Source organism: Variovorax humicola (assembly GCF_037889915.1).
Classification (GTDB): Bacteria; Pseudomonadota; Gammaproteobacteria; order Burkholderiales; family Burkholderiaceae_C; genus Variovorax; species Variovorax humicola.
The window spans coordinates 41,132-65,661 of sequence record NZ_JBBKZV010000019.1; the positions used below are offsets into that span (position 1 = coordinate 41,132).

The 24,530-nt window shown below is 65.0% G+C and carries 23 protein-coding genes and 3 pseudogenes; 19 read left to right on the top strand and 7 right to left on the bottom strand.

Translation table 11 applies throughout. The features are described from left to right. Window positions 1-323: 323 nt before the first annotated feature. Window positions 324-950, top strand: a complete 627-nt coding sequence (locus WKW80_RS24185; protein ID WP_340366118.1) for an alpha/beta hydrolase — start codon at window positions 324-326, stop codon at window positions 948-950. A 215-nt stretch (window positions 951-1,165) separates the two neighbouring features. On the opposite strand, the gene WKW80_RS24190 is transcribed toward WKW80_RS24185, so the two are convergent. Further along, the gene (locus WKW80_RS24190) at window positions 1,166-1,318 is read right to left on the bottom strand and encodes a hypothetical protein (protein ID WP_340366119.1); all 153 of its coding nucleotides are present in this window, start codon (window positions 1,316-1,318) and stop codon (window positions 1,166-1,168) included. 596 nt (window positions 1,319-1,914) lie between these two features. Between WKW80_RS24190 and WKW80_RS24195 the strand changes: the two genes are divergently transcribed. The 5 genes and pseudogenes from WKW80_RS24195 to WKW80_RS24215 all read left to right on the top strand — a co-directional run bounded on the left by WKW80_RS24195 (window position 1,915) and on the right by WKW80_RS24215 (window position 6,375). Beyond that, window positions 1,915-2,115: a hypothetical protein gene (locus tag WKW80_RS24195; protein ID WP_340366120.1), complete on the top strand. Its 201-nt coding sequence runs from the start codon at window positions 1,915-1,917 to the stop codon at window positions 2,113-2,115. A gap of 214 nt (window positions 2,116-2,329) precedes the next feature. After that, complete coding sequence (locus WKW80_RS24200; protein WP_340366121.1) at window positions 2,330-2,932, top strand: DNA-3-methyladenine glycosylase; 603 nt, start codon at window positions 2,330-2,332, stop codon at window positions 2,930-2,932. Window positions 2,933-3,269: 337 nt separating this feature from the next. Further along, window positions 3,270-3,446, top strand: coding sequence for a hypothetical protein (locus tag WKW80_RS24205; protein ID WP_340366122.1), 177 nt, complete (start codon window positions 3,270-3,272; stop codon window positions 3,444-3,446). 1,195 nt (window positions 3,447-4,641) lie between these two features. Next, window positions 4,642-5,463: pseudogene (locus tag WKW80_RS24210) on the top strand (DUF6502 family protein); the annotation flags it as partial. Then, window positions 5,446-6,375 (top strand): DUF5666 domain-containing protein, encoded by a 930-nt coding sequence (locus tag WKW80_RS24215; RefSeq protein WP_340366195.1) that lies wholly within the window; start codon window positions 5,446-5,448, stop codon window positions 6,373-6,375. The pseudogene WKW80_RS24210 and the gene WKW80_RS24215, both read left to right, overlap by 18 nt. A 69-nt stretch (window positions 6,376-6,444) precedes the next feature. Here WKW80_RS24215 and WKW80_RS24220 read toward each other — a convergent pair whose 3' ends face one another. After that, window positions 6,445-6,708: a hypothetical protein gene (locus tag WKW80_RS24220; protein ID WP_340366123.1), complete on the bottom strand. Its 264-nt coding sequence runs from the start codon at window positions 6,706-6,708 to the stop codon at window positions 6,445-6,447. Between the two features lie 141 nt (window positions 6,709-6,849). On the opposite strand from WKW80_RS24220, the gene WKW80_RS24225 reads away from it, so the two are divergent. Then, window positions 6,850-7,068 (top strand): hypothetical protein, encoded by a 219-nt coding sequence (locus tag WKW80_RS24225; RefSeq protein WP_340366124.1) that lies wholly within the window; start codon window positions 6,850-6,852, stop codon window positions 7,066-7,068. Further along, window positions 7,034-7,930 carry a DUF72 domain-containing protein gene (locus WKW80_RS24230; RefSeq protein WP_340366125.1) on the top strand — a complete coding sequence of 299 codons (897 nt, stop codon included), beginning with the start codon at window positions 7,034-7,036 and terminating at the stop codon, window positions 7,928-7,930. Before WKW80_RS24225 ends, WKW80_RS24230 begins: the two co-directional genes overlap by 35 nt. Before the next feature lie 124 nt (window positions 7,931-8,054). Here WKW80_RS24230 and WKW80_RS24235 read toward each other — a convergent pair whose 3' ends face one another. Continuing rightward, on the bottom strand, window positions 8,055-8,780 hold the full coding sequence (locus tag WKW80_RS24235) for a mechanosensitive ion channel family protein (RefSeq protein WP_340366126.1): 726 nt from the start codon (window positions 8,778-8,780) through the stop codon (window positions 8,055-8,057). Between the two features lie 235 nt (window positions 8,781-9,015). Here WKW80_RS24235 and WKW80_RS24240 point away from each other — a divergent pair, with 235 nt between their 5' ends. Both WKW80_RS24240 and WKW80_RS24245 read left to right on the top strand, forming a co-directional pair. Beyond that, window positions 9,016-9,168 (top strand): hypothetical protein, encoded by a 153-nt coding sequence (locus WKW80_RS24240; RefSeq protein WP_340366127.1) that lies wholly within the window; start codon window positions 9,016-9,018, stop codon window positions 9,166-9,168. 79 nt (window positions 9,169-9,247) lie between these two features. After that, the gene (locus WKW80_RS24245) at window positions 9,248-9,655 is read left to right on the top strand and encodes an FHA domain-containing protein (protein WP_340366128.1); all 408 of its coding nucleotides are present in this window, start codon (window positions 9,248-9,250) and stop codon (window positions 9,653-9,655) included. 662 nt (window positions 9,656-10,317) lie between these two features. Here WKW80_RS24245 and WKW80_RS24250 read toward each other — a convergent pair. Next, window positions 10,318-11,838 carry a replication initiation protein gene (locus WKW80_RS24250; protein WP_340366129.1) on the bottom strand — a complete coding sequence of 507 codons (1,521 nt, stop codon included), beginning with the start codon at window positions 11,836-11,838 and terminating at the stop codon, window positions 10,318-10,320. A gap of 421 nt (window positions 11,839-12,259) precedes the next feature. Here WKW80_RS24250 and WKW80_RS24255 point away from each other — a divergent pair, with 421 nt between their 5' ends. From WKW80_RS24255 to WKW80_RS24280, 6 genes are all read left to right on the top strand, one after another. Beyond that, window positions 12,260-13,456 carry a ParA family protein gene (locus WKW80_RS24255; protein ID WP_340366130.1) on the top strand — a complete coding sequence of 399 codons (1,197 nt, stop codon included), beginning with the start codon at window positions 12,260-12,262 and terminating at the stop codon, window positions 13,454-13,456. A 1-nt stretch (window position 13,457) separates the two neighbouring features. Continuing rightward, window positions 13,458-14,507, top strand: coding sequence for a ParB/RepB/Spo0J family partition protein (locus WKW80_RS24260; RefSeq protein ID WP_340366131.1), 1,050 nt, complete (start codon window positions 13,458-13,460; stop codon window positions 14,505-14,507). Window positions 14,508-16,509: 2,002 nt separating this feature from the next. Further along, on the top strand, window positions 16,510-16,785 hold the full coding sequence (locus tag WKW80_RS24265; RefSeq protein ID WP_340366132.1) for a hypothetical protein: 276 nt from the start codon (window positions 16,510-16,512) through the stop codon (window positions 16,783-16,785). 51 nt (window positions 16,786-16,836) lie between these two features. After that, window positions 16,837-18,669: a phage integrase family protein gene (locus WKW80_RS24270; protein WP_340366133.1), complete on the top strand. Its 1,833-nt coding sequence runs from the start codon at window positions 16,837-16,839 to the stop codon at window positions 18,667-18,669. A 191-nt stretch (window positions 18,670-18,860) separates the two neighbouring features. Then, on the top strand, window positions 18,861-19,205 hold the full coding sequence (locus WKW80_RS24275; protein WP_340366134.1) for a type II toxin-antitoxin system prevent-host-death family antitoxin: 345 nt from the start codon (window positions 18,861-18,863) through the stop codon (window positions 19,203-19,205). Between the two features lie 41 nt (window positions 19,206-19,246). Continuing rightward, complete coding sequence (locus WKW80_RS24280; protein WP_340366135.1) at window positions 19,247-19,891, top strand: ATPase; 645 nt, start codon at window positions 19,247-19,249, stop codon at window positions 19,889-19,891. A gap of 226 nt (window positions 19,892-20,117) precedes the next feature. Here WKW80_RS24280 and WKW80_RS37415 read toward each other — a convergent pair. Continuing rightward, a pseudogene (locus tag WKW80_RS37415) lies at window positions 20,118-20,846 on the bottom strand (LysR family transcriptional regulator); the annotation flags it as partial. Window positions 20,847-21,013: 167 nt separating this feature from the next. On the opposite strand from WKW80_RS37415, the gene WKW80_RS24295 reads away from it, so the two are divergent. Further along, window positions 21,014-21,883 (top strand): VOC family protein, encoded by an 870-nt coding sequence (locus WKW80_RS24295; protein WP_340366137.1) that lies wholly within the window; start codon window positions 21,014-21,016, stop codon window positions 21,881-21,883. Window positions 21,884-21,904: 21 nt separating this feature from the next. Then, window positions 21,905-22,210: pseudogene (locus WKW80_RS24300) on the top strand (hypothetical protein); the annotation flags it as partial. Here WKW80_RS24300 and WKW80_RS24305 read toward each other — a convergent pair. After that, a complete protein-coding gene (locus WKW80_RS24305) occupies window positions 22,204-22,596 on the bottom strand; it encodes a response regulator transcription factor (RefSeq protein ID WP_340366138.1) in 393 nt (130 codons plus the stop codon). The pseudogene WKW80_RS24300 and the gene WKW80_RS24305 overlap by 7 nt on opposite strands. A gap of 263 nt (window positions 22,597-22,859) precedes the next feature. Between WKW80_RS24305 and WKW80_RS24310 the strand changes: the two genes are divergently transcribed. Further along, complete coding sequence (locus WKW80_RS24310; protein WP_340366139.1) at window positions 22,860-24,029, top strand: cation:proton antiporter; 1,170 nt, start codon at window positions 22,860-22,862, stop codon at window positions 24,027-24,029. Window positions 24,030-24,113: 84 nt separating this feature from the next. Here WKW80_RS24310 and WKW80_RS24315 read toward each other — a convergent pair whose 3' ends face one another. Then, window positions 24,114-24,506, bottom strand: a complete 393-nt coding sequence (locus WKW80_RS24315; RefSeq protein ID WP_340366140.1) for a hypothetical protein — start codon at window positions 24,504-24,506, stop codon at window positions 24,114-24,116. Between the last annotated feature and the right edge of the window lie 24 nt (window positions 24,507-24,530).

Genomic DNA, 24,530 nt, shown 5'->3' on the forward strand with positions numbered 1-24,530 from the left:
TCGAGTGGCGCCCTTCCCGGCCAGGCGTCTAGTCGTTGCACGGCTGGTCTCGCCCGCACCATGCTGACGACGCCTGCTGCCAGCGTCGGCAAGGCACCGGCCCCAACCCCGATCTTGGGCACAGCGTCGGAGGACGCAACTGTAGTCAGAAGGCTCATGACCAGCGAAGGCGGTCGGCGGATGGTGTTCACGCTCCCCAGCTGCGTTTGACGCCCGTATCCGGGTGCTCCGTCTCATTGCAGTGGCGCGGAGGATGTCCAGCCATGACGATGCCGATTCAGACAACCCGGCACCCCGTGCCGCTTCCTCCGAGGATCTCGCTCATGCGCATCAGACAACGTGGCTTACTCCTGGCCCTGGGCCTGTTTCTATCCATCAACGCCTTGGCGAGCCAGGCAGGCTTTCGAACCATCAGCGTTCCCGGTCTGCCCGCGGACCCCGCGCCAATCCCTGTCGCCCTGTTCTACCCCACGCAGTCCCCCGAACGATCCATCGCGATGGGGCCGTTCACGGTCCATGCCGCCATGGGAGGTACGCCTGACGCGCAAGTGAAGGGCTTGATTGTCCTGAGTCACGGAAACGGCGGGTCCGAGCTAGGACACGCCAGCCTGGCTGAAGCGCTGGCGCGCGACGGCTACCTGGTTGCCGCGATACGTCATCCCGGCGACAACTGGCAAGACCGATCGTTGCTCGCGAACGGCCCGGCTCGCCCGAGCTTCGCCGCATTCCCAACGCATGGCACTGGGCCTTCATGGACCCCTGGCATGCCCATCCCAACGCCCGATGGCGACATCGGAGCCGATCCGCCGGGCTTTGATCGGCCGGCGTTCTTGAAACAGTTGAGCAATGAGATCCCGGCTCATCGAGCGGCAGCCTATCAAGAGGACGCGGATGCGCTGGAGTGGATCCTGGACATGGTGCGCAATGACACGTGCCGCAGTTCGACCTGAACTTCGCTCCCGACAAGCCTGGTCTCCTGATTCGCCAGATTCTGTACAGGCTCGAGGCGGAGGCCGGCGTCAAGCTCTGAGAGTCAATCGCGCTTGAGGAACAAACGCTGCCGATTCCGACGCTGACCATTCAGCGCGCCTTGCTTTGCCGGGCAAGTCGAGGCCGCCGCCGCATCGCAGCCGGATGGGCCGGATTCGAGCGCAACCCAGGACGGTTACGCGTGGCGCTTGAAGTACTGCACTTCGCGCTCGTGCTTCTCCGCACCTTCGCGCGTGGCAAACGTGCCGAGGTTGCGACGCTTGCCGGTCTTCGGGTCGACCTTGCGGGAATAGAGGCGATATTCGCCGGAAGCAAGTCTGCGGATCATCGCGATCTCCTTCAACAAACAGCGGCCCTGTTCACGTCAGGACGCCTTGAAGCGCGCAGCATGCGACCGCGCAACTTCGGCTCTTGTAGGCAACCACCGCTTTGTGGCTCCCGACGATTCGATCGGCGCCGACGGGAAGGATCGGCCGCCGCCCGGTCTCCCTGTCCGGCCCGGCCCTGCGACATGGCTTCGCCAGGCGCGACGGCGCCTATGCAACGTACGCGCGGCCACCCGCAGGTTGTGCTCGGCGCCGGCCACATCCTGACCGCCCCGCAAAAGCTCCCCCAACACGAAAGGAAGAAGGACCACTCCCAACACCGTGCACGCGAAAGACATCATGAAAAACCTCAAATCCGATCCACCGCTCAATGCACCGCTGTCGGTAAGACGTTGGAGAGGCAGTGTCCAGACCGCGAAGGAGATAGGGCCGGCAGCGAGCAGACGCCTCACGGCCGGCCACACTCTGCTTTGCGCACGCTAACGAGCGAGGCCGCCCATCGAGCGACACGGGCAAGCGGAATTGTCCGACTGTCTTTCGCATGCCTGGCAGGCATCCTGGAGTGGCCGCCATGGTGAACGCGAGAAAGGAAATGGCAATGAACGCAGATCAGGCCAAGAAGGACGACCGGGACAACAACTTCGTGGTGCGCTGGGCCGTCGCGGCGGTGATCGTCGTCGCGATCGGGGCCGTAGGCTACAACTACCTTGCTCGGACCGGCAGCCCGGACACGGCGCCGACCTCCACGCCGGTTCAGGTCGCGCCGTCGAGCTCGCCCCCGGGGACTCCCTCCAAATAGGGCGTCGCAAGATCATCCGCTGTGCAAGCTCGCATCACGGTCGTCGCGGAGACGCGAACCTTATCGAAGCACCGAGGGGTGCGCAGGGAGTGCGGAGTCTTGACGCACTGAAGGAGAGCGGCATCCCCAAACTGACTTTCATTCTCAAAGCACGCCCCACCTTTGCGGACGTGCGCGTGCGGGCGCAAGTCGGCGCTGGGGGGCCCGCGCAATCATGTTGCTAGCTGGCGTCGATTTCGCGGGCTCTTCCCACACGGTCGCCCGAAGCCTGATCGGTGTCACGCTGCTGGTCGACGGCGTGGGCGGCCGAATCGTCGAGACCGAGGCATACGACCGCGATGACCCGGCTTCGCACACCTTCGCCGGCCCGACGGCGCGCAATGCGGTGATGTTCGGAACGCCGGCGCATGCCTATGTCTACCGCTCCTACGGCATTCACTGGTGCCTGAACTTCGTGTGCCGCGAGGCGGGCCATGGCGCCGGAGTGTTGATTCGCGCCCTTGAGCCGACGATGGGCATCGACCGGATGCAGCTGCGACGCGGCCTCGACGACCCGCGCCTCCTGTGCTCGGGCCCGGGTCGTCTCGGGCAGGCATTGGCCATCGACCACGGCTTCAATGGGCTTCCGCTCGACGTGCCGCCCTTCCTGCTGCTGGCCGCGCCCACCGATCGGCCGGCAGCGGAGGTTTCCGAAGGCCCGCGCATCGGCATTTCGAAGGCCATCGACACGCCTTGGCGTTTCGGCGAGGCGGGTTCGCGCTTCCTGAGCAAGCCCTTCAACGCTGGCAATACACCTGCCCGAGCGCGCGACGCCTGACGGCCAGTGGTTGCTGTCTGCACCAGCACGCAGCGCGGCATGGACTTCGGCTCGGAGGCCGTGCGCACCAATGTGTCGCCGAACCGCCGACGCGGTCGCCTTCCTGGCGAGTGGCGACGCGCGCTTCGTCAACGGCGTGAGCGCGCCGTCGAGGCCGCATCATGGCTTCGAACGGGCAGCCTGCGCAGGGCTCACGCATTTCGTCGTACAGCAGCGCGCGGGAGGTGACGGTCAAGCTCGTCCTGCGTCAGCATCGGCTTACGGAGGATGGAGCGATCTGCCGAAGCGCTGCGCGGAGAAACCACCGCAAGCTCGCCAATCACTCCAAGGAGATGGCATGTCCAACAACTCACCCACCCGCACCAAGCCGGGCGACCATGAAGAGCCGGAACTCACGCAGGAGGAATCCGTGCCTTCGGACGGCAAGGACATCGAAGGCGAAGCGATGATGAAGTCGGTGCACAACAAGAAGCTGGTCAACCCCGACGCTCCGGAAGACGAGCCTGCGGATTGAGCACCCAGAGCCGCGCAGCGGAGTGCCCTTTGCAGGCGTGCGAGGAGTTCTGTCTTCCTTGCTTTGAATCCCGTTTGGGTGAGCACATCGCGTTGGCATAGGGTGAGAGCTTTTCCAGGGGGTCTGCCAGATGGCGGACGCTGGCCCACTCGATCCGCAGGTGGGGAACGACAGCCGTGCGTTTCCACAGTCAAGAATCTGCTGCGGCGGCTGGTCCGTGTGCGGCATGGTGTCGTTGCTGAAGAAGACGCATGCACGAAGGAGTGCTGGCGGGCTCTATGCAGGCTCAGAGGGCGAAGTGCAAGCCTTTGGTGGAGCATCGCAGAGAAGAGTTTGGCGTGAACTTGTGTTCGAGGCATAGCACGAGGGACGTGCCGACGAGCAAGACAAGGATGATGGAGAACGCGGAGATCGCCGCGCAGGTGGCGGCCTTGCCATCGATCCCCCAGGAAGCCCTGCCTGTTCGTCACGGGGCCGATGACTGGCAATGTCGTGAACGCGGTCCGATGTTCCCCGATGTCGCTGGATTGTTTTCGCCCACACCCAAAGTTCCTTGCGATGCCGGCTCGCAGTCAACATAATTGGCAGCGGCAACTGCTACAAGAAAATGGATGCCTCGGCGCCTCGTCGCCTGGATGGACGAGGCGTGAGGCCTTCCTCGCCTGCCGCGGGCAGCCCGCGAGTAATTGCGATCATCACGCTTTTCTGACCCCCAGCCGTTGTTGAGCAAGGCGATGGCCATGAACCGGACGTCTCGATCATCTCAATTCGAGTTGTCGCGGCGCCGAATGCACGAGCAGGCCGAAACGTCGTCCGCGATCAGCCCGAAACAGCGTGCAGGTTCATCTGAGATACCGCACGGCTGAAACGGCGTCGATACCCCTACGCCACCAGCAGTTGGTTCAGCCGCTGCGCATTGAACCTGCGTTCGATTCGGTCCGCTGGGCAAGCTGCCTTGAGGTCGCTGCGTATCCGGCTCACGACCTTGTCGTGCATCGCACAAGCCCGGGCCGCGTCTCGGCCGCTCCACGATGCAGCGCGCAACTGCTACACCCAGCGTTGCAAGGCAGTCTCTATCGGCCCGCTGCATCGTCAGCGCCGTGGCCGACGCCATGACTGTTCCCTTGGCCTGCACCGTGGCCGTTTCCGGCATTGCTCGCGGGGTCACGCCACGCGATAGCATGGGCTTGACCAGCGGGAAGTGAGCCGCCTGCGGCTGGCGATGGAGTCCGGCGAAGAGACCGTGACCGAAGTAATCTCGCTCGGTGCACAGGTGGTCGCGCAGTGGATGGGCGCAACGCCATATGTCGACAAGTCCGGCACGCCCTTGCCGCTGGCCCGCTTCGCGAGCGAAGGCGCCGAACTGTCGTTCGAGGCGCTGGTGGCTCGCGTGAACCGCGACATCCGACCGCGCGTCGTGCTCGACGAGTGGCTGCGCCTTGGCGTCTTGCACATCGACGACGAAGGGCGCGTATGCCTGAACGCCGGAGCCTTCGTGCCTACTCGGCGCCTCCCGCGGCACAGTCCGAGTCGACTTCAAGAAAGAAAGCAAAGGCCTCGGAATGACCGGGCGCGCATTTGTGGTCTGGATGGTGCTCAGCCTGACCGTGCTGCTGCCCGCCGAGTCAGTGCGCGCGCAAGGCCGCAACATCTGCGAGACCGGTGCATCGCTTGTGAACGCGCCTCGGGGCGCTTTGCCTGGATCGGGGACGACCGCGGCTCCGCTGGCGGCACCGGCGGAGTGGGTGGCACGGGCGTTACTGCACGTGCCAATGTCGAAGGAGCGACGGGCGGCATCGGTGGCACGGGCATCACCGCGCGCGTGAGCGATCCGACCGGCGGCAGCGGTATCGTGGGCCAGATCACCGGATTCGCAAGCATCTGCGTCAACGGAATGGAAGTGCAATTCGGCCCACGCACACCGGTTACAGACAACGGCCAACCGGCCACCGCGCGCGATCTGGCCGTGGGCCAGTTGGTTGCAGTGCGTGCAACGGGCATGGGCAACGACCTTCATGCGCAAGCCATTGCGGTCGTGCATGCGCTCGTGGGGCCGCTGGATGCGATCGATGCCAGAACGGGGACAGTGCGCGTACTCGGCCAAGCCGCAAGGATTCGGTCCGACGGCAGGCTGAGCGGCAAGCGCGTCGGCGACTGGGTGCGGCTCAGCGGGCACCGGCAGTCCGACGGTGTTCTCGTGGCATCGCAAATCGAGACACTGCCCGCCACGGCAGCGCGACTGGCACAGATCGTGGGTCGCGTCGAGGCGTTCACGCCCGAAGCCATGCAGATCAGCGGCACACGCGTGCGCCGGGATGCGCGTAGGGCATCGCGCACCTTCGAGCGCGGCGCCGAAGTGCAGGTCAGTGGCCGCTGGAACGGTGAAGTCCTGGTGGCGCAACGCGTGATCGCAGATCCGACGGCCGACCAATTGGGCGGCGTCCGAGACGTCGTCTTCGAAAGCTATGTGCAGGACCTTGGCAACAAATCGCTCCGTCTCGACAAGGGCAGCAGCCTGCTATTCGACGCACAGGCTCGTGTGATGGGTGGCAGTCGCGCGGATCTCTTGGTGAATCAGTTCGTTCGCGTGACAGGGCGCATGGATGCGCAGCAGCGCGTCGTGGTGGACCAGGTGTTGATCGAGGCGGGCGGGCCGGGTGGCGGGTCGGGTAGCAGCTCGAATTCGTCCAACGCCTCGAGTTCGAGCTCTGGTTCTGGACACGGGTCGAGTGGGTCGAGTGGGTCGAGTGGGTCGAGTGGGTCGAGTGGGTCGAGTGGGTCGAGTGGGTCAGGTAGTTCAGGCGGCTCGGGAAGTTCCGGAAGTTCGGGCTCGTCTGGCGGCGGCGGCGGCAGCGGCAGCGGCGGTCCTGGCGGCAGCGGACCGGGCGGTGGCGGTGGCGGTGGCGGTGGCGGTGGCGGTGGGAAGTAACCGACGCGCCGACCGGTGACCACCCTCCCTTCGCTTCGGCCGATCACAGACAGGATGAGATGAACGACGTTACCGCCAAGCTGGACCGATTTCTGTCGCACCTGTTTTCGACGGTAGAGCATCACGGTCCGGGATGCACGAACTCGGACACTTGTCGCTGGAACCACCCAGCAAGCACCACCACGTCTGCGGAGCCTTGCTGCCCAGCGGGTAGATCTCAATGCCCGTCAGCAGCATGCCGCGATCGTTGACGGCCAACTGTCGTACCTTGTCGAGCACCGGGAGCAGGTAGCGCTCGCCGTCCGCATCGAGCAGTACGGCGATGCGCTTCATGCCCTTGCGCTCCATGCGCAACTCGCCACGGACAGGGTCGGCTGCAATCGAGTCGCGATCCAGCAATAGATCCTACCGGCGGCAACGGTAGACGACGGCAAACACTGTGCAAACATCCAGTATTTGAGTACCATTGTGTGCATGGACTCAAAGCCTGTCGACATCTGGATCGCCGCCTGCGCGCACCGGCTGCAGCAGCACTGGCGCACGGTCGATCCAATCGAGCTGGAGGCTGTGGCCGACGAGATCGCGCGCGACCCGCGGCTGCGTGCACTGCCGCCGCACGAAGCCGCGGCGCAGTGGCTTCGCCCGGTAGCATCCGGGCATGAGCATCCTGGTCGGAACCGCTTCCTGGACTGACAAGACGCTGATCGACTGCGGGCGCTTCTACCCGGCCAGTTGCAAGACGCCCGAGGCGCGATTGCGCTTCTACGCGTCGCAGTTTCCGCTGGTCGAGGTGGACTCCAGCTACTACGCGATCCCCGCGCCTGCCAACGCCCGCAACTGGGGCGAGCGGACTCCCGAGTACTTCGTCTTCAATATCAAGGCGTTCCGGCTTTTCACCGGTCACCAGACCGATCCGAAGGTGCTGCACAAGGACGTCAAAGACGCACTGGGCTCAACCCGCACCCTCTATTACGGCGGCACGCCGCTCGAAATTCGCACAGAACTTTGGCGCCGCTTCATCGACGCCATCGCGCCGCTGAAGACGGCGGGCAAGCTTGGCCTGGTGCACTTCCAGTTCCCGCCCTGGCTGCAGTGCAATCCCGAAGGCCATGCTCACGTCGCGCACTGTGTGGAGCAGATGGCAGGCCACACCTGCAGCATCGAGTTCCGGCATCGCTCGTGGTGGGAAGGCACTGAGCGCGCGGCCTCCACCCTCGCCTTCCTGCGCGACCTGCGGGCCGTCAACACGGTGGTGGACGGCCCGCAGGGCTTCGCCAACAGCGTGCCGATGCTGGCCGAGGCGACCCACGCCGAGTACGCGCTGGTGCGGCTGCATGGGCGCAACACCGAGACGTACAACACCCGGGGCGCATCGTCGGCGGCCGAGCGCTTCGACTACGACTACTCCGACCAGGAGTTGAAGGAGCTTGCGATCGAGGTGGTGGGCTTGGCGTACAAGGTGCGCAACACGCATTTGATCTTCAACAACTGTGACGAGGACAAGGGCCAGCGCAATGGCATCACATTCATGAAGATGCTGCGGGCGCACGGATGATCGATCTGCACCGCTGCGTAAGGCAGCACCGTCAGGAAACCGGACCCCCTCATCGAACGGCGGCAAACAGCGATGATCGCCCTCATCGAGGGCCGGTTTCGCGTCAGGATCCGAGCCGGTCGGCTCACGAGAGCGTGGGCCCCGGTGCCGGTCCCCATGCAGGATCGCCGGCAAAGCCCGCGGCGAGCCGGGTCAGGAGCTTCGATCGCGTGGCCTCTATGCCCTTGCCTTCGTCGGCGCGAAAGTGCAGTTCCAGTTGCGCTGCCGTGCCATCGATCCGGGTCAGAACGCAGGCCCCGACCGCCTGGGGACCCAGGGCGTCGGCCGCCACAGCGATCGCCCGCGAGCAAGCCGCTTCGATGTCCGCATCGCGGTGGATGCCGATCTGCACTTTCATCGGAAAGGGCGTGGTGTTGGCACTGAGGTTGATGGTGACCTGGCTGGCCGCGACGCTGTTGGGGAGCACCACCAGCCGTCCGTCCCAAGCTCGCAAGGTGGTATAGCCGAGCGAGATGTTTTCTACCGCGCCGATCTCGGTGCCGCTCGACGCGGCGACCTGCAAGGTGTCGCCCAGCCGAAACGGCCGATAGATCGTGATGGCCACGCCTGCCACCAGATTTCCCAAAGCGCTTTGCGCAGCCAGGCCTATCACGACCGAGGCCACGCTGGCACCAGCGAGCAATGCCGTGCCCATCGACCGAAGAGCCGGAATGAGGTGGGCATACAGGATCAATGCCAGCACCCAGATCAGCGCCGAGGCCAACTGCTGGACGAAGTTGATGGTTGTGCGGTCGAGGTGTTCGCGTTGCGACATCGCCCCGTGCACCGCGGCCGATAGGCCGCGTGACAAGATCAGAGCCGTGAGGATGAACACGGCCAGCTAGACAAGGGCCCCGACCGGCGTGTCGGGGCCGAGGAAGGAAAGCAGGTCGACTTCCCAAAGGCTGAGCGTGTGCATGATGATGTTTCGCGTCGGGTCTGAATGGCTCGATCCCCTCTGGCAGGGAACCGCCTTGAAGGCTAACCGTGCAATCAACGCGCCCCCGTAGGATCTCGCCGCCGAGGGCCATCGTGACGAGCGCGTCGTGCCGGCAGCAGGACGCCGAGCGACGCTGACTGACGGGCAATGGATCCCCGACAATCCGATGATCGATCGCGAGATCGCCGAGCGCAATGTGCGCTTTGGCGACGAAACTTACGGGGAAGGCGCTTATGGGTTCGAGGATCGCGAGGCGTGAAGCCCGCAGCTTTCGGCCGCACTATATTCCGGACCGTGGGGAAGCGACACGCCCGCTCCTCTTTTGCAGGAGTTGTTTCATGCCCAAGTTGATCATCCAGGCTCCGAACGGCGGCCCTGCGGAGATCCCGCTCAAGTCGAACGCCAATTCCATCGGACGCGGTGCCGAGAACGACATCGACGTGGAGTCAACCAGCGCAAGCCGCATGCATGCTCGTATCGTGGTGGCTCCCGCGTTCGTCACGATAGAGGACCTCGGCAGCAGCAACGGCACTTTTGTGAACGGCGAGCGAGTCCAGAGCCAAGTGCTCGCCGACGGCGATGCGATTCGTATCGGCACCTTCGAGATGCGCTTTGCAACCGACACGCAGACATACACGAAGGTCGAGGCCATGCGGTTGCCGACCGTTCCGGGCCTGCTTGTGGACCTTGACCGTGGCACGTCCGCCGCCCGTGACAAATCGCCCGATCGCCGCGGCAAGCTTTGATGCACGCGCGGGGCGAATGCGCGTGAGAAAGAGCGCCGCGCCTTGCAAAAGGTGAAGACAGGTGAGGACAAGGGTCAGCGCACCAGTCGATGCACCTCTGCATGGCATTCACCTGTGGGAGGCCGGGGAGTCTGGTTTCAGCGGCCTTGAGGACCGCGCTTGAAGGCACTTCGATTTCCTGCCAACTTCAGGGCCCTCCTTGTTCGTCAGTCGATGAGGCACCCCCGCCAACCCGTCCGGGCCACGCGGGAGATCTCAGCCTCGAGGATCGATGCCCTATTCCGAATGCGGCGAACGTGGTCGGTTCAGGCCTCGATGGTCCCGAGGGTATCGCCCCAATGCCCGGTGACGTGGCCGCGTGGACTGCGGTGTCATCCGCCAAAGTCGGAGGCGGCTTTCTCTTCTCCATTCGATCTCTCGCCGTGTCGGCCCTCGCCCTTGGGACGTGCGGCCACCGTGCGGGTCATCGGCTGGAAGCGGCTCCCCGCATTGACACTGCGAGTTGATGGATGGCAAACCCGCAGTCGCAGCGATGGACCTGGGAAATGCTGTCCTTTTTTCGCTGGCGGTCCGCCTTGCGCCGAAAGGCGAGCGTCACGAATTTCGACGCAACTGAGGCAATCGAAGACAGCGCTAACTTACGCGTTGCATCTGAGCCACGTTCAAACTACAGAAACGTCGTTCCAGCCTGGGCCATAGGTGGCGTCAGCGTACGCGTGGGCGATGACCGAGCCCAACAGGCCGTGTAACACGTCGCCCTGCGTCGCGCGCCGGCTGATGACGCCAGTCAGCAGTCCTTTGGCGGCCAACTGCTGCAGGGCGCGATCCACCCAAACCTGGCGCTCGGCGGGCGCCAAGGCCTCGATCTCCCGCTTCATGGCGCGAATCCGTTCACCCACCAGGTCGGCGGGCGGCGCGATTGGAACCGCGGCGGGTGCCGCGGGCGCGTCGGCTGGCGCGATGGCGAGCAACGCTCCCACGGTGGGGGCCGGTGCTGGCGCCGCGCCGTCGTTGCGCAGCAGCGAGCGGAGATACGAATAGGCGTTGTCGACGACGCGCAAGCTGCTGTTGGCAGCCCTCCGCTCCAGCGCCTCGAGCTTTTCGCGGACCAGCGCGTCGCCGTATTCCTTGACCAGGCCGTCGAGCTTGATTTCCCGGATGCCGAGCGTTTCCGCCCGCAGTGCGAGGTTGGCGTCGACTGGGGCCTGCGCACCGGTGCGGATCGCCGCGACCTTGCTGCGCCGGCGCACGGCAAATTGCACTTCGTGGACCGTGCGTCCCTGGCGGTGTTCGATCAGCTCGATCTCGAGATCGGTCTCCTGGTTGATCTCGTCGACTGCCTCCTTGATGCGCTCGTTCTTGAACTTGCGCCACTCGCGACGGTCGCCGCCGGGCATGTTGCTGAGAGCGTCGGTCCACCAGCTCACGGGCTTCCGGCTGGTCACGCCGCCGGGGTTCTCGCGGTAGCGCGCGCAGATCTCGTAAAGCGCCACCGATGCGTAGGTGCCCAGGCGCGCGAGGATGTCCAGGTCGATGCGCGCCCAGCGCGACGGTTCGCGCAGGGCCGACATGATGGACGGTGGGAACGACCAACTGACCCAGGTCTCGCCACGCCGCACTTCGAGCGCGACCTCCGAGAGCATCGAGAAGCCGCGCCACTTCACGCCATCACCCGGTGCCGTCGACTCCCAGTCGACCTCAAGGCTGCGCATCTCGCCGAGATAGCGTTTGGCAGCAGTGCGGTCGGACGCATCCGATCCCGTGGTCCGCAGGATCGTGGCCAGCGGCGCCTCGAACAGGAAGTCGGCCAGCGGCATCGTCTGCATGGACCCGAGCCGCGCCTGCGACACCTGCAGCAGCACCGTATAGATCCGCCGTGCGGTCAGGGTGACCCGCGCAGAACGCGGCACCATCACCACCATTTCGTGGGGCTTGCGCAATTCGAGCGAATCAGTGCTGCCCTGCCCTTTGGCAGGGACGCTCACTGCACCGGCGTCGCTCGAAGTCATGGCAGCAATGATATGTCCAAGCAGGCTTGGACGCAAACCAGGCCACGACCCGCCTCGCGTCCGAGTAAAGCGCGGACGTTTGCGATAGGGGGCGAGCCTTGTATAGCCGAGTAAAGCACGGACACTTTGCCGGATCCGGAATCGGGCAACCCTCCGTCCGGCCGAGTAAATCACGGACGTTTCGGCTGCCCGCATGCCGAACACGCGATCAGGACACCCCGAGTAAACCGCGGACACTCGCTGCATCGCCGCCAAAACGCCCTTTAGGCGGGCGTTTGCGCAAGGCTGTGGACAAGCGGCGAAGCGCTGGAGAAGATGCAGACGTTTGCTGGGAAAAGCACGGACGCTTGCGAGTAAAGTGCGGACGCTTTCGCGTAGATCACGGACGCTTTGCGCGAAATCTATCTTCTAACTTGTTGATTTAAAAGAAGAAAATCAATTTTTCGAAAATGCTAACTTCTTGAAGATTTTGAATATTCTTCGAATCCGGGAAGGTAAAGTAGACGCGGACACGGGATAAGCGGGCCGAGGTTCTTCGATTTTCAAGAGGTGCTGTGCATAATCGCATAACCCTGAAACTTCGAAAGCTCCTTGCGTGGACATCAAACAAACCATCCGGCGCCAAACACTCGAGGATATTGAGATCCAGGCGCAGAAGATCGCCGGAATGATGGATCACATTCGCTCGGCCATGCTTGCGCCCACCGCCGCCAAGCTCGCACCCAACCTGACCGCGGCACAGCTGGCAGATCTGTGCGGCGTCGACAAGGCGAAGATCGCGTATCGCCTGACGCGCGGCGACTTGCCTGCGGGCTTCATTCATGGCAATCGGCGTGAATGGACGATGGCGGAGGCTCAACTGTGGAGCCGGGATTTCCGGGCTTCGCATCGGCGCCCGGAAGGTGCTGCCGGCATCACGATCACAGTCGCGAACTTCAAGGGCGGCGTGGCAAAGACGACTTCCGCAGTGACATTGGCGCAGGGGCTGTCGATGCGCGGCCACCGCGTGCTGCTGGTCGATCTGGATCCCCAGGGTTCTGCCACCACGCTGTTCGGCGTGCTGCCGGACGCCGAAGTCGATGTCGAGCACACCGCCATGCCGCTTTTCAGCGGGGACGAAGAGAGTCTGCAGTACGCGATCCGCACGACCTACTGGCCCAACATCGACCTGGTGTGTGCGGCCCCTCTGCTCTACAACGCCGAATTCATCCTGCCGGCTCGGCAGTCGAAGGACGCCGGTTTCGAGTTCTGGCGGGTGCTGGACCGCGGCCTGGATGCGACCCGTGAACAGTACGACGTGATCGTGGTCGACACGCCGCCCTCTCTCTCATACGCGACCATCAATGCTTTGATGGCTGCCGATGGTGTGATCATGCCCCTGCCGCCGTCGGCGCTCGACTTCGCGAGCTCGGCCCAATTCTGGGACCTGTTCTCGGACCTCTGCAACGGCTTGATCCGCAGCCGCGGCAAGAACAAGAGTTTCGAATTCATCGACGTGCTGCTGTCGCGCGTCGAGGCCTCGGACGCGGCGAGTTCGGTCGTACGCCAGTGGGTGCTCGAAGGCTACGGCGACAAGGTGCTTCCGATCGAGATTCCCAAGACGGCGGTGGCAGCGACAGCCAGTGCTGAGTTTGGTACCGTCTACGACCTGCCGCGTGGCTCGGTCAACTCGAAGACCTTTGCCCGGGCGCGCGACGCCTACGATCGGATGTGCGAATTGGTCGAACAGCAGATCGAAGCCGTCTGGGCGCGCCAGCTCGATGATCGCCATACCCTCGAATCAGGAGCGTGACATGGGCCTCAGAGACAAAGCATCGAAGATCGATTTCGCATCACTGATGGCGCCGGCCACTGTTGTGAGCGGCATGGAGGCCAAGCCGCCGAAGACGGCCCCGGGTGCCATGATGGCGCATGCCAACGACGCGCGGTCCGAGTTGCTGCGAGAGAACGAGGAACTGCGGGTACGAGCGGCGCGGACATCCGAACTCGAGGCCGAGTTGGCCGAGGCCGTGGACGACTTGCGCGGTTGGGATGGCGCGAAGCCCGCGCGCCTGCTGGATGCGGCACAGATCGGGCGCAGCCGGTATGCCAACCGCCATGAGAGCAGTTTCCTGGGAGAGGATTTCGAGCGGCTGAAGCGCGAGATCATGGAGGCGGGCGGCAACGTTCAGCCGATCAAGGTGCGGCCGACCAAGTCGGGCGAGGGCGTGGCGTACGAGATCGTGTTCGGTCATCGGCGCCATGAGGCCTGCCGACAACTCGGCCTGCCTGTGCTGGCGGTTGTCGACAACCTGGACGACCGGACCCTGTTTGTGGAGATGGACCGCGAAAACCGGGAGCGTGCCGATCTGTCGCCGTGGGAGCAGGGCGTCATGTATCTGAAGGCGCTGGACCAGGGGCTGTTCGCCTCCAATCGCCAGTTGGCCACGGCATTGGGTATCGATCCCAGCAATCTGGGCAAGTCACTGGCGCTCGCAAAGCTGCCTGATGCGGTGGTCGCCGCGTTTGCGACGCCCCTGGACATTCAATTGCGTTGGGCGCCACTGCTGAACAAGGCGATGGAGGAGGACGAGGCGGGCCTGATGAAGCGGGCGACCGAGATGGAGGCCCATCGCGGGCCACGTGGCCCGAAGGCGGTCCTGGCGTACCTGGTGGAACCGGCGCCCGGCGGAGCGGTTGCTGCAACTGTCGAGCCCCAGACTTTCATGGTCAACGGGAAGAAGGCCGCCACGTTGCGCTTCGATGCGGTGGGTCGCGCTTCATTGCATGTTCATCTGCCGCTTTCGGCGGCGCAACAGGCGGCGCTGGCGCAGATGGCGGAGTCATTTGTCCGCAGCATTTAGCGCGTGGAGACTGAGACAAAAAAGGGGGTGGTTCCGGAACCACCCTTTTTTTTGCCCGCTCGGGGATGGCCCGGGTGCCGCCTGCGCGTTTCACGTACGGCACTGAGTACCCCGTAACAACGTCGGCCGCGGTGCGGCGCATCCTCGCAGTATGTGAGAGTGGACGTGGCCCCTACTCGCCATGGGATTGCGGCATGTGGCATGGCACCTCCCCGGTGGTTCCAACAAACGTACCCGCCTGGGGTGGTTCCGGAACCACCCCCCCTTTTTCCACGCGGAGATGGATCGTTCGTCGGCGCCCCAGGAGCATGGCTGGGCGTCGCATGCGTCGACTCGACCCGCAGCGAAGTTTGGCCGCGTCGCATCCCTTCAGTCAGCGGTGTATGGGCGCGACCTCTGCTGGCGATCGAATTGCGGCATGCCGTGCGGCACGTCCCTCGTGGTTCCAGCATGAATGCACGGTGGGGTGGTTCCGGAACCACCCCCTGTTTTCGCGCGGCGATGGCTCGTACGCCGGCACCCTAGGAGCATGGCTGGGAGCTATCTCTGTCGAGTCGACCCAGAGCGAAGTCGCCGGCCGCGTCGCATCCCTGGAGTCAGCGGAGTATGGCGCGACCTCTGGTCGCGATTACATTGCGGCATGCGGCGCGGTACGTCCTTCCTGGTTCCAACATGCATGCACGGTAGGGGTGTTTCCGGAACCACCACTCTTTGCACGTTCGGAGATGGTCCGTTTCGCTGCCGCCAGGGGCATGGTTAGGAGCTCCCGCAATCGCGCCGACCCGAAGTGATGCCGGGGCATGCAGCGCCATGCAGGCAGCGGAGTTGTGGAGGACGTCGTGACCTCCCTCGCTATTGCGTTGCGGCCTGCTGCATTGCACGTCGACGGTGGTTCCAGCTGGCGCGCGCGGAGGGCGGTTCCGGAATCCCCCGGCGCGTCGCTGGTGGTCCGCGCCGTGAGCGCACGGGTGCCCGCGAACTACGAACCCTCCAGCTGGATCCTCCACCTGGTCTTTCTTTTATACGCCGCCACGCGATCTGACGACCCCGTCGAACTGCGGTGCGGAGGACACAGGATGCGCACGCCGAGGACGCTGGCGTTGCTCCACGGTTTGGACATCGGCAGTCGTGCGCAGGCCTATGTCGCGACGGCGGTATGCGGTGCCGGCCCGGGTGGGCCAACGCTTCGGGCGGCAGCCACTTCAAACGCTATTTCATCGTTGAAGCAAGGGTGGTTCCGGAACCCCCTTCTGGCAACAATCCCTGAATCCTCGAAAGGCCTCCTGTGCGTAAATCAACAAACCACTCCGGCGTCAAACACTTGAAGATATGAGACCCAGACGCGGAAGATCGCCGGGATGATGGAACACATGCACTCAGTGATGCTTGCGGCCGTCGCCGCCAAGCTCGCCCCCACTTGAACGCGCCTCAACTGGTAGATCTGTGTCGTGGTCAAGACGCGAAGATCATTTATTGCCTGACCACGTTTGAGTGCGATGCGGGATCGTTGCGAGCGGTGGGCTGTGCCCTGTTCTCGGCGTGACTCGCTTCACGTCCGGCCAGGAGGCGCTGGGTCGCGGCAACGCAAGCATCGAGCCGCGTCGCAATCCTCGTCCCGCATCGCCGAAAGCCAAAGCGCAACATCCGCAAAAAGCAAGCGTAGGACTTGGCGGCGATTCCGCGCGCTCGGCGCCAGCCTGCTCGGTGCCTCTGTCCAACACGCTCGCCTGTGTTGGCAGCAAGTTACGTTGCATACCTCAAGCGCGTCGAGTTAGCGTGCAGTTCTCGTCATCATTCTTCCAAAGACTCGCTAACTTATTGATTTCAAAGTGCTTTATTTTCAATACCGCCAGAATGTCGATTCTGCGATGAAAAAATGACACGGATGATAAGTACGGCTATCATTCGGCTGGCCCGGGCTCGCCGGCCCCCAAAATAGTCACCTTGCCGTCTCACTTCCGCACACTGCCGTCCTCCGACCCTTCATTCCAGGAGGACGCCCATGCCTCGATTCGAGGCGTTCGCCACGGAGTGGCGCGCGCGAGCGCTGCGCGAGGACAAGCAGGCCTCCTACGGCATCGGCCATGCGCTGGAGGTCGAACGGCGTCGGCGAAGGGCCAGCCAACGCGAGGCCCCTGCCGCCGTGGATCCCCGACGCGCCCCGGCGTGCCTGGCGGCAGTTATGGCGGCGGTCGGCAACAGAGGGGCGCGGCACCGTGGCCGATGTTTGCGTGAATCCGGCGACGCGTGCGCCGCTCGCGAGCGTTCGATCGGCTGAGCGGTGAGCGTTCGTCCGGCCCACCAGCTGCACCGGGGGCATTTCGCCTTCATGCGGGCCCTGCTCCAGGGCCTCGACGAGAGGGAAAGCTGGAACCGCTATTTGCGCGGCCACGGTGAAACGGCCGACCTGCGCACGATCCGCAACACCATCGCGTGGATTCGCGACGTCTTCGCAAGCGCCGCCCTGCGGGAAGCGCGTCCCGGAACGGCCCGCCTGATCCGCCTGGATCCCGAGCGCTTCGACGCGGGGCGGAGCCTTCCGAGCCTCGAGGACTTCGCGGCCGAACGGGGACTGGAAGATTTCTCGGCGGCCGAGCAGGCCGAAGCCTACGCCGAGGCGTTCCCGGAAGCAGCCCGGCCGGGCGCCGGAGGTGGGCGTCCGACACAGCGTGCGCGGGTCATTGCCCATCAACTCGAGGCGTTGCGCTGGCTGGAGTCGCACGTCGCGCAGGACCCTCGTCCCGGCGACCACGTCTCGGCCTGGCTGAACCCCGCGGTGGCGACGCGTCTTCAGCGCACCGGCCTCGCGACGCTGTCGGCGTTGGTCGAACATATCAACCGCGTCGGCGCACGCTGGTGGCGACAGGTTCCGGGCGTGGGCGCGCACAAGGCCGCCCGTGTCATGGCATGGCTGGGGAATCAAGCGCATGTGCCCGGACTGCGCCTGCACGCCCATGTCGCCGTGCCGCACTTTTCCGTTCCCGCGCATGTGCGTGCCGCTGCCGTGGCGCCGGCCACCGCGATGGTGCCGCTGGAGAAGTTTCGGATTCCGCCTGAACTGGATGGCCGCGCCGGCCGATACCGGGCGCCGCCGGAGCGCTGCTCGATCGCCGCGCGCAACGACCACGAGGCGCTCCACGCCTGGTTGGCGGCGAAGGCCGGCGCCGGCCCGTGCGAGGGGGGACCCGGCTCGCGTTCGCCCAACCTGTCCGCCACGCAGCGCGCCTACCGCAAGGAGGCCGAGCGGTTGCTGCTATGGAGCGTGCTGGTGCGAGCCAAGTCGCTGTCGTCGCTGTCCCCCGAAGACGCCGTCGCCTACAGCGCATTTCTGGCGAACCCGCCGCCTGCCTGGTGCGGGCCGCGCCACCATCAGCGCTGGTCGCCCCAGTGGCGTCCCTTCGAAGGTCCTCTGTCGCTGGCGGCGCAGCGCCATGCCATGACCGTGCTGAAAGCCCTGTACGGCTTCCTGGCGAGCCAGAACTATGTGGTCGGCAACCCCTTCTCAGAGGTGACATCGCCACCGGCGGTCGGACGCACGCCGGCCGCGAATCGCACCCTCAACTTTGAACAGTGGGACCGACTGGAGACACTGCTCTCCGACCTGCCCGATACCGAACCCTCTCGGCGGCTGGCACGGGCGCTGCGGTGGATCTACGCGACCGGGCTTCGGCTGTCGGAGATCACCGTCGCGCGGTGCGGCGATCTGGCGCATGTCGATCCTGCCCAAGAAGACGAGGCAATGGACCGCGGCTGGCGACTCTCGATCGAAGGCACGGGGCGGCGCCGGCAGCGGCAGGTGCCGGTCCCGTCATCGCTCGTGGCCGAACTGAATGCGGAACTGGTGCGCAACGGTCTCGGGTCGAGCGTTCGAAGTCCCGCCGTGGCGGCGGTGCCGATCCTGGCGCGTCACGGCGCAGCCGGTCCGCCATCGCGCGCATGGTCGGCCTCCGGTCTCGCCAAAGCCATCAAGGCACTCCTGCAACGGCTGGCCGCCGATCTGGACCCCATCGACGCAAGTCATCTTAGGAAAGCGAGCGCTCACTGGCTTAGACGGACCCACGGTGCGCACGCGTTACAGGGCCGTGGGGGCCGGCAAGCGCTGCCGCTGGAGGTGGTGCGCGACAACCTGGGCCACGCGTCGCGTCAAACAACGTCGGCGTAGCTGCCGGCAGATGCGGCGGGGCGCGCGGGGATGGCCGTTGGGGCGGCGCAAGCTGAATTGCCAAGCCCCATCAATCCCTCGACCGCCGGCACAGTTCCCCAGCTTCCGCCGCTACTGGACTCGCTACCTTCGGCAACAGCAGTCAATGGATAATCGCGGCATAATGCCAACATTGCCATAAAGGTAGCAATATGCCCTATCTTGCTGAACTCGCCGATCTGCCGCGCCACAACACCTCAATGGTGAGGAACAAGTGGGGCGACATCGTTCGCCAGGTTCACCAGACCGGCAGCGTGGCCATCACCAACCATTCCAACGTTGAAATGGTGCTGATCGACGCCGAAACCTATCGGCAAGTGACAGATGCGTTGGCAACCATCAAGGCGCGAGAACAGGGAATGCTGGATGAGCTGGCCTCGCGATTCGATGCGCGACTCGCCGTGTTGCGCATGCCGGATGCCCAGGACAAGGTCGGCGCACTGCTCGCCTCCCGCGGGAGACTGGGTCAGCGACCCAAGGTCGGCGCCTCGTACTGATGGTGACGGCGGGGCCCGCGCGCCAACGGCCTTTCCTGTTCGTGCTGGCTGGCGTCAACGGGGCCGGCAAGAGCTCGGTCGGCGGCGCCATGGTGGCCGGTCACGGGCTCGCCTGGTACAACCCGGACAGTTTCGCGCGCGAACTCGCGCAGGCGGGCATGCCTGCGGAAGAGGCCAATGTCCGCGCCTGGCAGCACGGCAAGGAACTGCTGGAAGCAGCCATCGCGAAGGGGAGCAACCACGCGTTCGAGACCACGCTGGGCGCCAACACGATTCCGGCTCTGCTCAGGGACGCGGCGCCCAGCCACGATGTCGTGGTGCTCTTCTGCGGCCTGAACAGCCCCGAGATGCACATCGAGCGCGTTCGCGTGAGAGTCGCCCACGGCGGCCATGACATACCCGAAGCCAAGATCCGCGAGCGCTGGGTGGCCTCGCGGCTCAACCTGATCCATCTGATGCCGCATCTGGCGCACCTGCAGGTCTTTGACAACAGCATCGAAGCGCTACCGGGACAGGATATTCCGGACCCTGTCCTGGTGCTGGAGGCGAAGGGTGGCGTGCTGCTGTTCCCCGATCCGCACGACCAGCACGTATTGGCGGCAACGCCGGCATGGGCGAAGCCGATCGTTCAGGCCGCGATGGAACTGGACGACGCCAGGCGCTCCGGTTCAACCAACGGGTCATAGGGCGCGCACTTTGATGCGAGAGGCAACGGGGCACTTCCCGAAGCTCGCGCTTCCATGTCCCGTCGGGCGGGCCGCCGACAACGCGCGGTCCGGGACTGCGCCAAAAAATCCGGGACGCAAGGCCGCGTGGACAAATCCACCAAAATGGGGTGGAGGAGACATCCGATCGCGAGGGTTCGGCTCCGATCCCGGTCCGCGATTCAACAAGCCTCCTGCTCCCATGCAGCAACTCCAGCAAAAACCGGCGCTCGATCTGATGCCTTGCCAACGCACCGTCCAGCAGTTGCACGCCGGTGCCACCCACGGTGCCGATGTGTGCTTCTGACTTGTAGTCGCGCAAGCTCAGGCCTTTTGCGCCCCCCACGCGCGGGTGGCGTGCATTGGCCAGACAAACCCGGTCCTGCGGATACAGCGCCTGCTGGTAGAAGCCGGATTCGAGCCAGGGCACCAGGCCGATGGCCAGGTCGGCCTGGCCCGACTGCAGCGCCTGCGCAGTCTCGTCGTCAAGTCGTGCGGCTTCCAGCCGGACGCCCGGGGCGACCGCACGCACATGCGCGAGCAGTGGCGGCAACAGCGTGATGTGGCTTGCATCGGTCATGCAGATGCGGAATCGTCGCGTTGTGCTGGAGGGATCGAACGTGCAGGCGACCCCGCGCGCGGAAGAACTCGTCATTCCTGCGCGTGAAGCGCTGACATCGCTGCGCCGGCTTGCGGCGCCCGCAGCGGCGTTCGCATGCAGGCAGCGATCCGAACGAAGAGTTCATCTCCCAGTTGCTCGCGCAGCCGACCCAGCCAGTTGCTGACCGCTTTGCCCCATCTGCTCGGCGGTGCGCGTGACGCTGTAGAGCAGGTCGAAAAGGCGCAGCAACTTGATGCGGAGCAGCGCGGAGCCGCCGTCGGTGTCGTCGTCGAGATCCTTTTCGAACTGGAATGCAGGCCATTTCGCGCATGCCATGGACAGCATGGAGGAAGGCGCCTATGGTTCGCCGGCACGGGGCAGAAGGCGCCGGACCCTGCTGAACGGAGCCGTATGAAACTGCCCCACCTGCCGAACGACGCTGCCCGGCGCGATGTCCTGTGAGAAACGCCAATGCGTCTCTTTGGATTCGAAGGAACTGCACCTTGAACGTCACCTTGCCCGACCGCAGCGCCGAGGACATCGGCAACATCGTTCACCTCGAGCACGTCAACCTGACGGTGCCCGACCAGCTGCTCGCCACACGCTTCTACATCACGGCGCTGGGGCTGACGCGCGACCCGTATCTCAACACCGGCGTGGAGAACATGTGGGCCAACATCGGGCGCACGCAGTTCCACTTGCCACACGGCCCGGCCCAGCTTTTCCGCGGCGCGGTGCGGCTGGTGATGCCCGGACGCGATGAATTGATCACGCGCTTGCGCCAGGTCGAGCAGGCGTTGCGCGGCACGGAGTTTTCTTTCGATGATTCGAACGCTGGCCGCGTAGAGGTTTGCAGCCCTTGGGGAAACCGGCTCGAGTTCTACGAGCCTGACCCGGCACGCTTCGGTGCGACGCAACTGGGCATTGTTGAACTCGTCTTCGATGTGGCGGTCGGCAGCACGCCGGGCATCGCACGTTTCTACCGTGAAGTGTTCGGCGCGCCTGCGCAATCGTCTGCGGGGCAGGCGCGCGTGCAAGTCGGCGTCGGCCAATGGCTGATCTTCTGCGAAACCGGTGATGCGCTCCCGGCCTACGACGGTCACCACATCCAGATCTACGTGGCGGATTTCTCCGGGCCGCATCGGCGCCTTCACGCGCTGGGACTCGTGACCGAAGAAAGCAACCAGCACCAATACCGTTTCATGGACATCGTCGATCCGCACGGCGGGGCGCCGTGCTTCCAGGTAGAGCACGAGGTGCGGAGCATGACGCACCCCATGTTTGCGCGGCCTCTGGTCAATCGCGATCCACGCCAGCGTACCGGCCAATACCTGCCGGGCGCCGACGCTTTCGTGCCGCATCGGCCCGACTAAGAGTTACGGCGATTCTTCTGCCGCCTGACCAGCGGCATGCAGGTGGAGGAGGGCACGCCGATCCGCTTCAGGCGCTTCGTGCATCCGCGCGTCGACCCGGAACCGGCCTTCGTTCTGAAGAAGCCGCTCGCTGGCGACGTCACCGAGATCCTCGAGCATCCCTTGCGTTCCCTCCTTGCGGCGGCGCGCCTCTCGGCCGCCGCCGCGGAACCGATGCAGGCAGGCTGGGTCGTGATGGCGGGTGGTGCCACGCCGGCCGAATGGATCAAGCCGGGGCAGTACATCTCGGTCGAGATCGAGCGAGTCGGTCTCGCGGGTTTTCACGTCGGCGATGCGGACGCCGATGGGCCTGCCGCCTTGATCGCAGCGAGGAGGTCGCTGCCGCGAAAGGGCTTGGCCAGGTAGGCCGACGCGCCACGTCGGATCGCCTCCCGGCGCAGCGCCGGCGTGTCGTGCGCAGTGACAACGATCACCGGCGTCCGGTTACCCCGCGCGCGCAACTCCGCCAGGAGTTCGAGGCCCGACATTGCGGGCAACTGAAAGTCGCTGACGATGCAGGCGACGCCTTCGACGAGACTTTCGGCCAGCAACGCTTCGGCCGATGGGTAGGCTCGCGTGCCGAGTCCCACGGCGTGCAGCAGGCGCTCGATGGCGTGCCGCATGCTGTCGTCATCGTCCACCACGAGTACGGCGCCGCTGGGAGTCGGATTCATCGAGAAGGCCGTTGCGACCGTGGAGGGTCAAATGCCGCCGGCCTGGGCCAGGTGTCGGGTCAGGAGCTTCATGGGTGGCCTTCCTTTGCGCGCGCGATGCAATGCGGCACTTGCGCCCTATCATTGCGCGTACAGCGGTGCCGCGAAACCGGGGCAGCGGGCAGTTCGACTGCCCGAAAGGGAAGCGGGGCCTGCCCTCGGACCCGATGTCGCGCCGGCCCGCTCCAGCGCACCATCGGGCGGTACGCCACTGGAGTCGCGCCTTGAACCACATCCCGGTTTTCTGGGTCCTAGTCGCATCGGTGCTGGCGCCGCTGCTCGGCGAGATCCCCATCGGGTTCAAGGTGCCGGTGGTGGTGTTCGAGGTGCTTCTGGGAATCCTGATAGGTCCCCACGTCCTGGACCTCGCGCAATTCGAGGGCTTCGTGCTGCACATGTTCACCTTCGGCATGGCCACCACGCTGCTGATGGCCGGCATGGAACTGGACTTCGGCGCGATCAGGGGAAAGCCACTGGTGCTGGGGATCGGCGGTTGGGTGTTGTCGGTGGTGGTCGGCCTTGCCGTGGTGGGAGCGATGCACGTCGCGCCACGCGTCGACGCACCGATGATGACGGTGCTGGCACTTTGCACCACCGGGCTCGCCATGCTGGTGCCCACGCTGCGCGATGACGGACGGATGGACTCTCGGTTCGGCCGGCTCATCATGGCGTCAGGCACCATGGGCGAGGTGGCGCCGATCGTCGCGATGTCGGTGCTGCTGTCCACCCAGTACAGCAGCTGGAAGGAGGTCGGTTTCCTGCTGATCTTCCTGGGCATCGTCGGGGCCGCGATCGTCGCCGGCCTGCAGACGCGGCCGCCGAGGTTTCAGGCCATGCTGCAGCGACACCTGAATAGCAGCACGCAGATGCCGGTGCGCTTTTCGCTGCTGCTGCTGGGAACCATGTTGTGGATCGCGCAGTCCTTCGGCTTCGAGAGCATCCTGGGCGCATTCGCCGCAGGCATGGTGGTCGGGCAGGCCACGCGCGGGCCGGCCGGCGAACCCCTGCGCCACAAGCTCGAGACACTTTCTTTCGCCTGGTTCTATCCGTTCTTCTTCGTCGGTACCGGCATCAAGTTCGACATCACGGCGCTCGCACGCGACAGCACGACGATGCTGCTGGTGCCGGCATTCGTCGCGCTGTTCCTGGTGGTGCGGGGTGTGCCTGTATTTCTTTATCGCGGCCAGCTTGCCAAGGGCGAGGCGCTGCCCTTCGCTTTGTCTTCTGCGGTGCCGTCGCTGTCGATCATCGTGGTGATCAGCGAGATCGGTGCGCGCACCGGGTCGATGAGCGCAGATGTCTCGTCTGCCCTGGTTGGTGCCGCATTGCTGAGTGTGTTGTTGTTTCCGACGTTGGCGGCCGCGCTGCAGCCGCGGCCCGAACTCGGAACTTGAACCCGAGCCCGGCGTACCTGAACTGGGGCACCAGCAAGGCGGCCGAAGCGTGGATGAACAATTGCGCTGCCCTTTCTTTCATCGTCATTGCCGGTCCTCGTGAAGGGCCGCCAGGATCAACAGCAGGGCCGTTGCGGCATGCAGGCCCACAGCCGGCCACAGCAGCAAGCCGCCTCCGTGCGCGAAACCCAGCCAGGCGAGGCACGAAGCGACCATGGCGTTGTAGGCCAGCATTCCCCGCCATGCGCGACCGGCGGCCGATGCTTCGCGACCGCTCGGCCAGCAGGCCAATCCGAGCGCGAGGATGGCGATGCCGAACGCGCGGCCCATGGCCAGCGCCACGCCAACGGCTTCTGCGCCAAGCAGCAAGCGCACGGCGTAGGCGGTCGTCGCCAGCATGGCCAGGCCGGCAACGAACTCGACGATGCAGGCGAACGCCAGGAGCGCGGCCAGCCGGTTGAAGGGGTTGCGCTGCATGGCTTCCGCGTGTGTGGGCTGGCA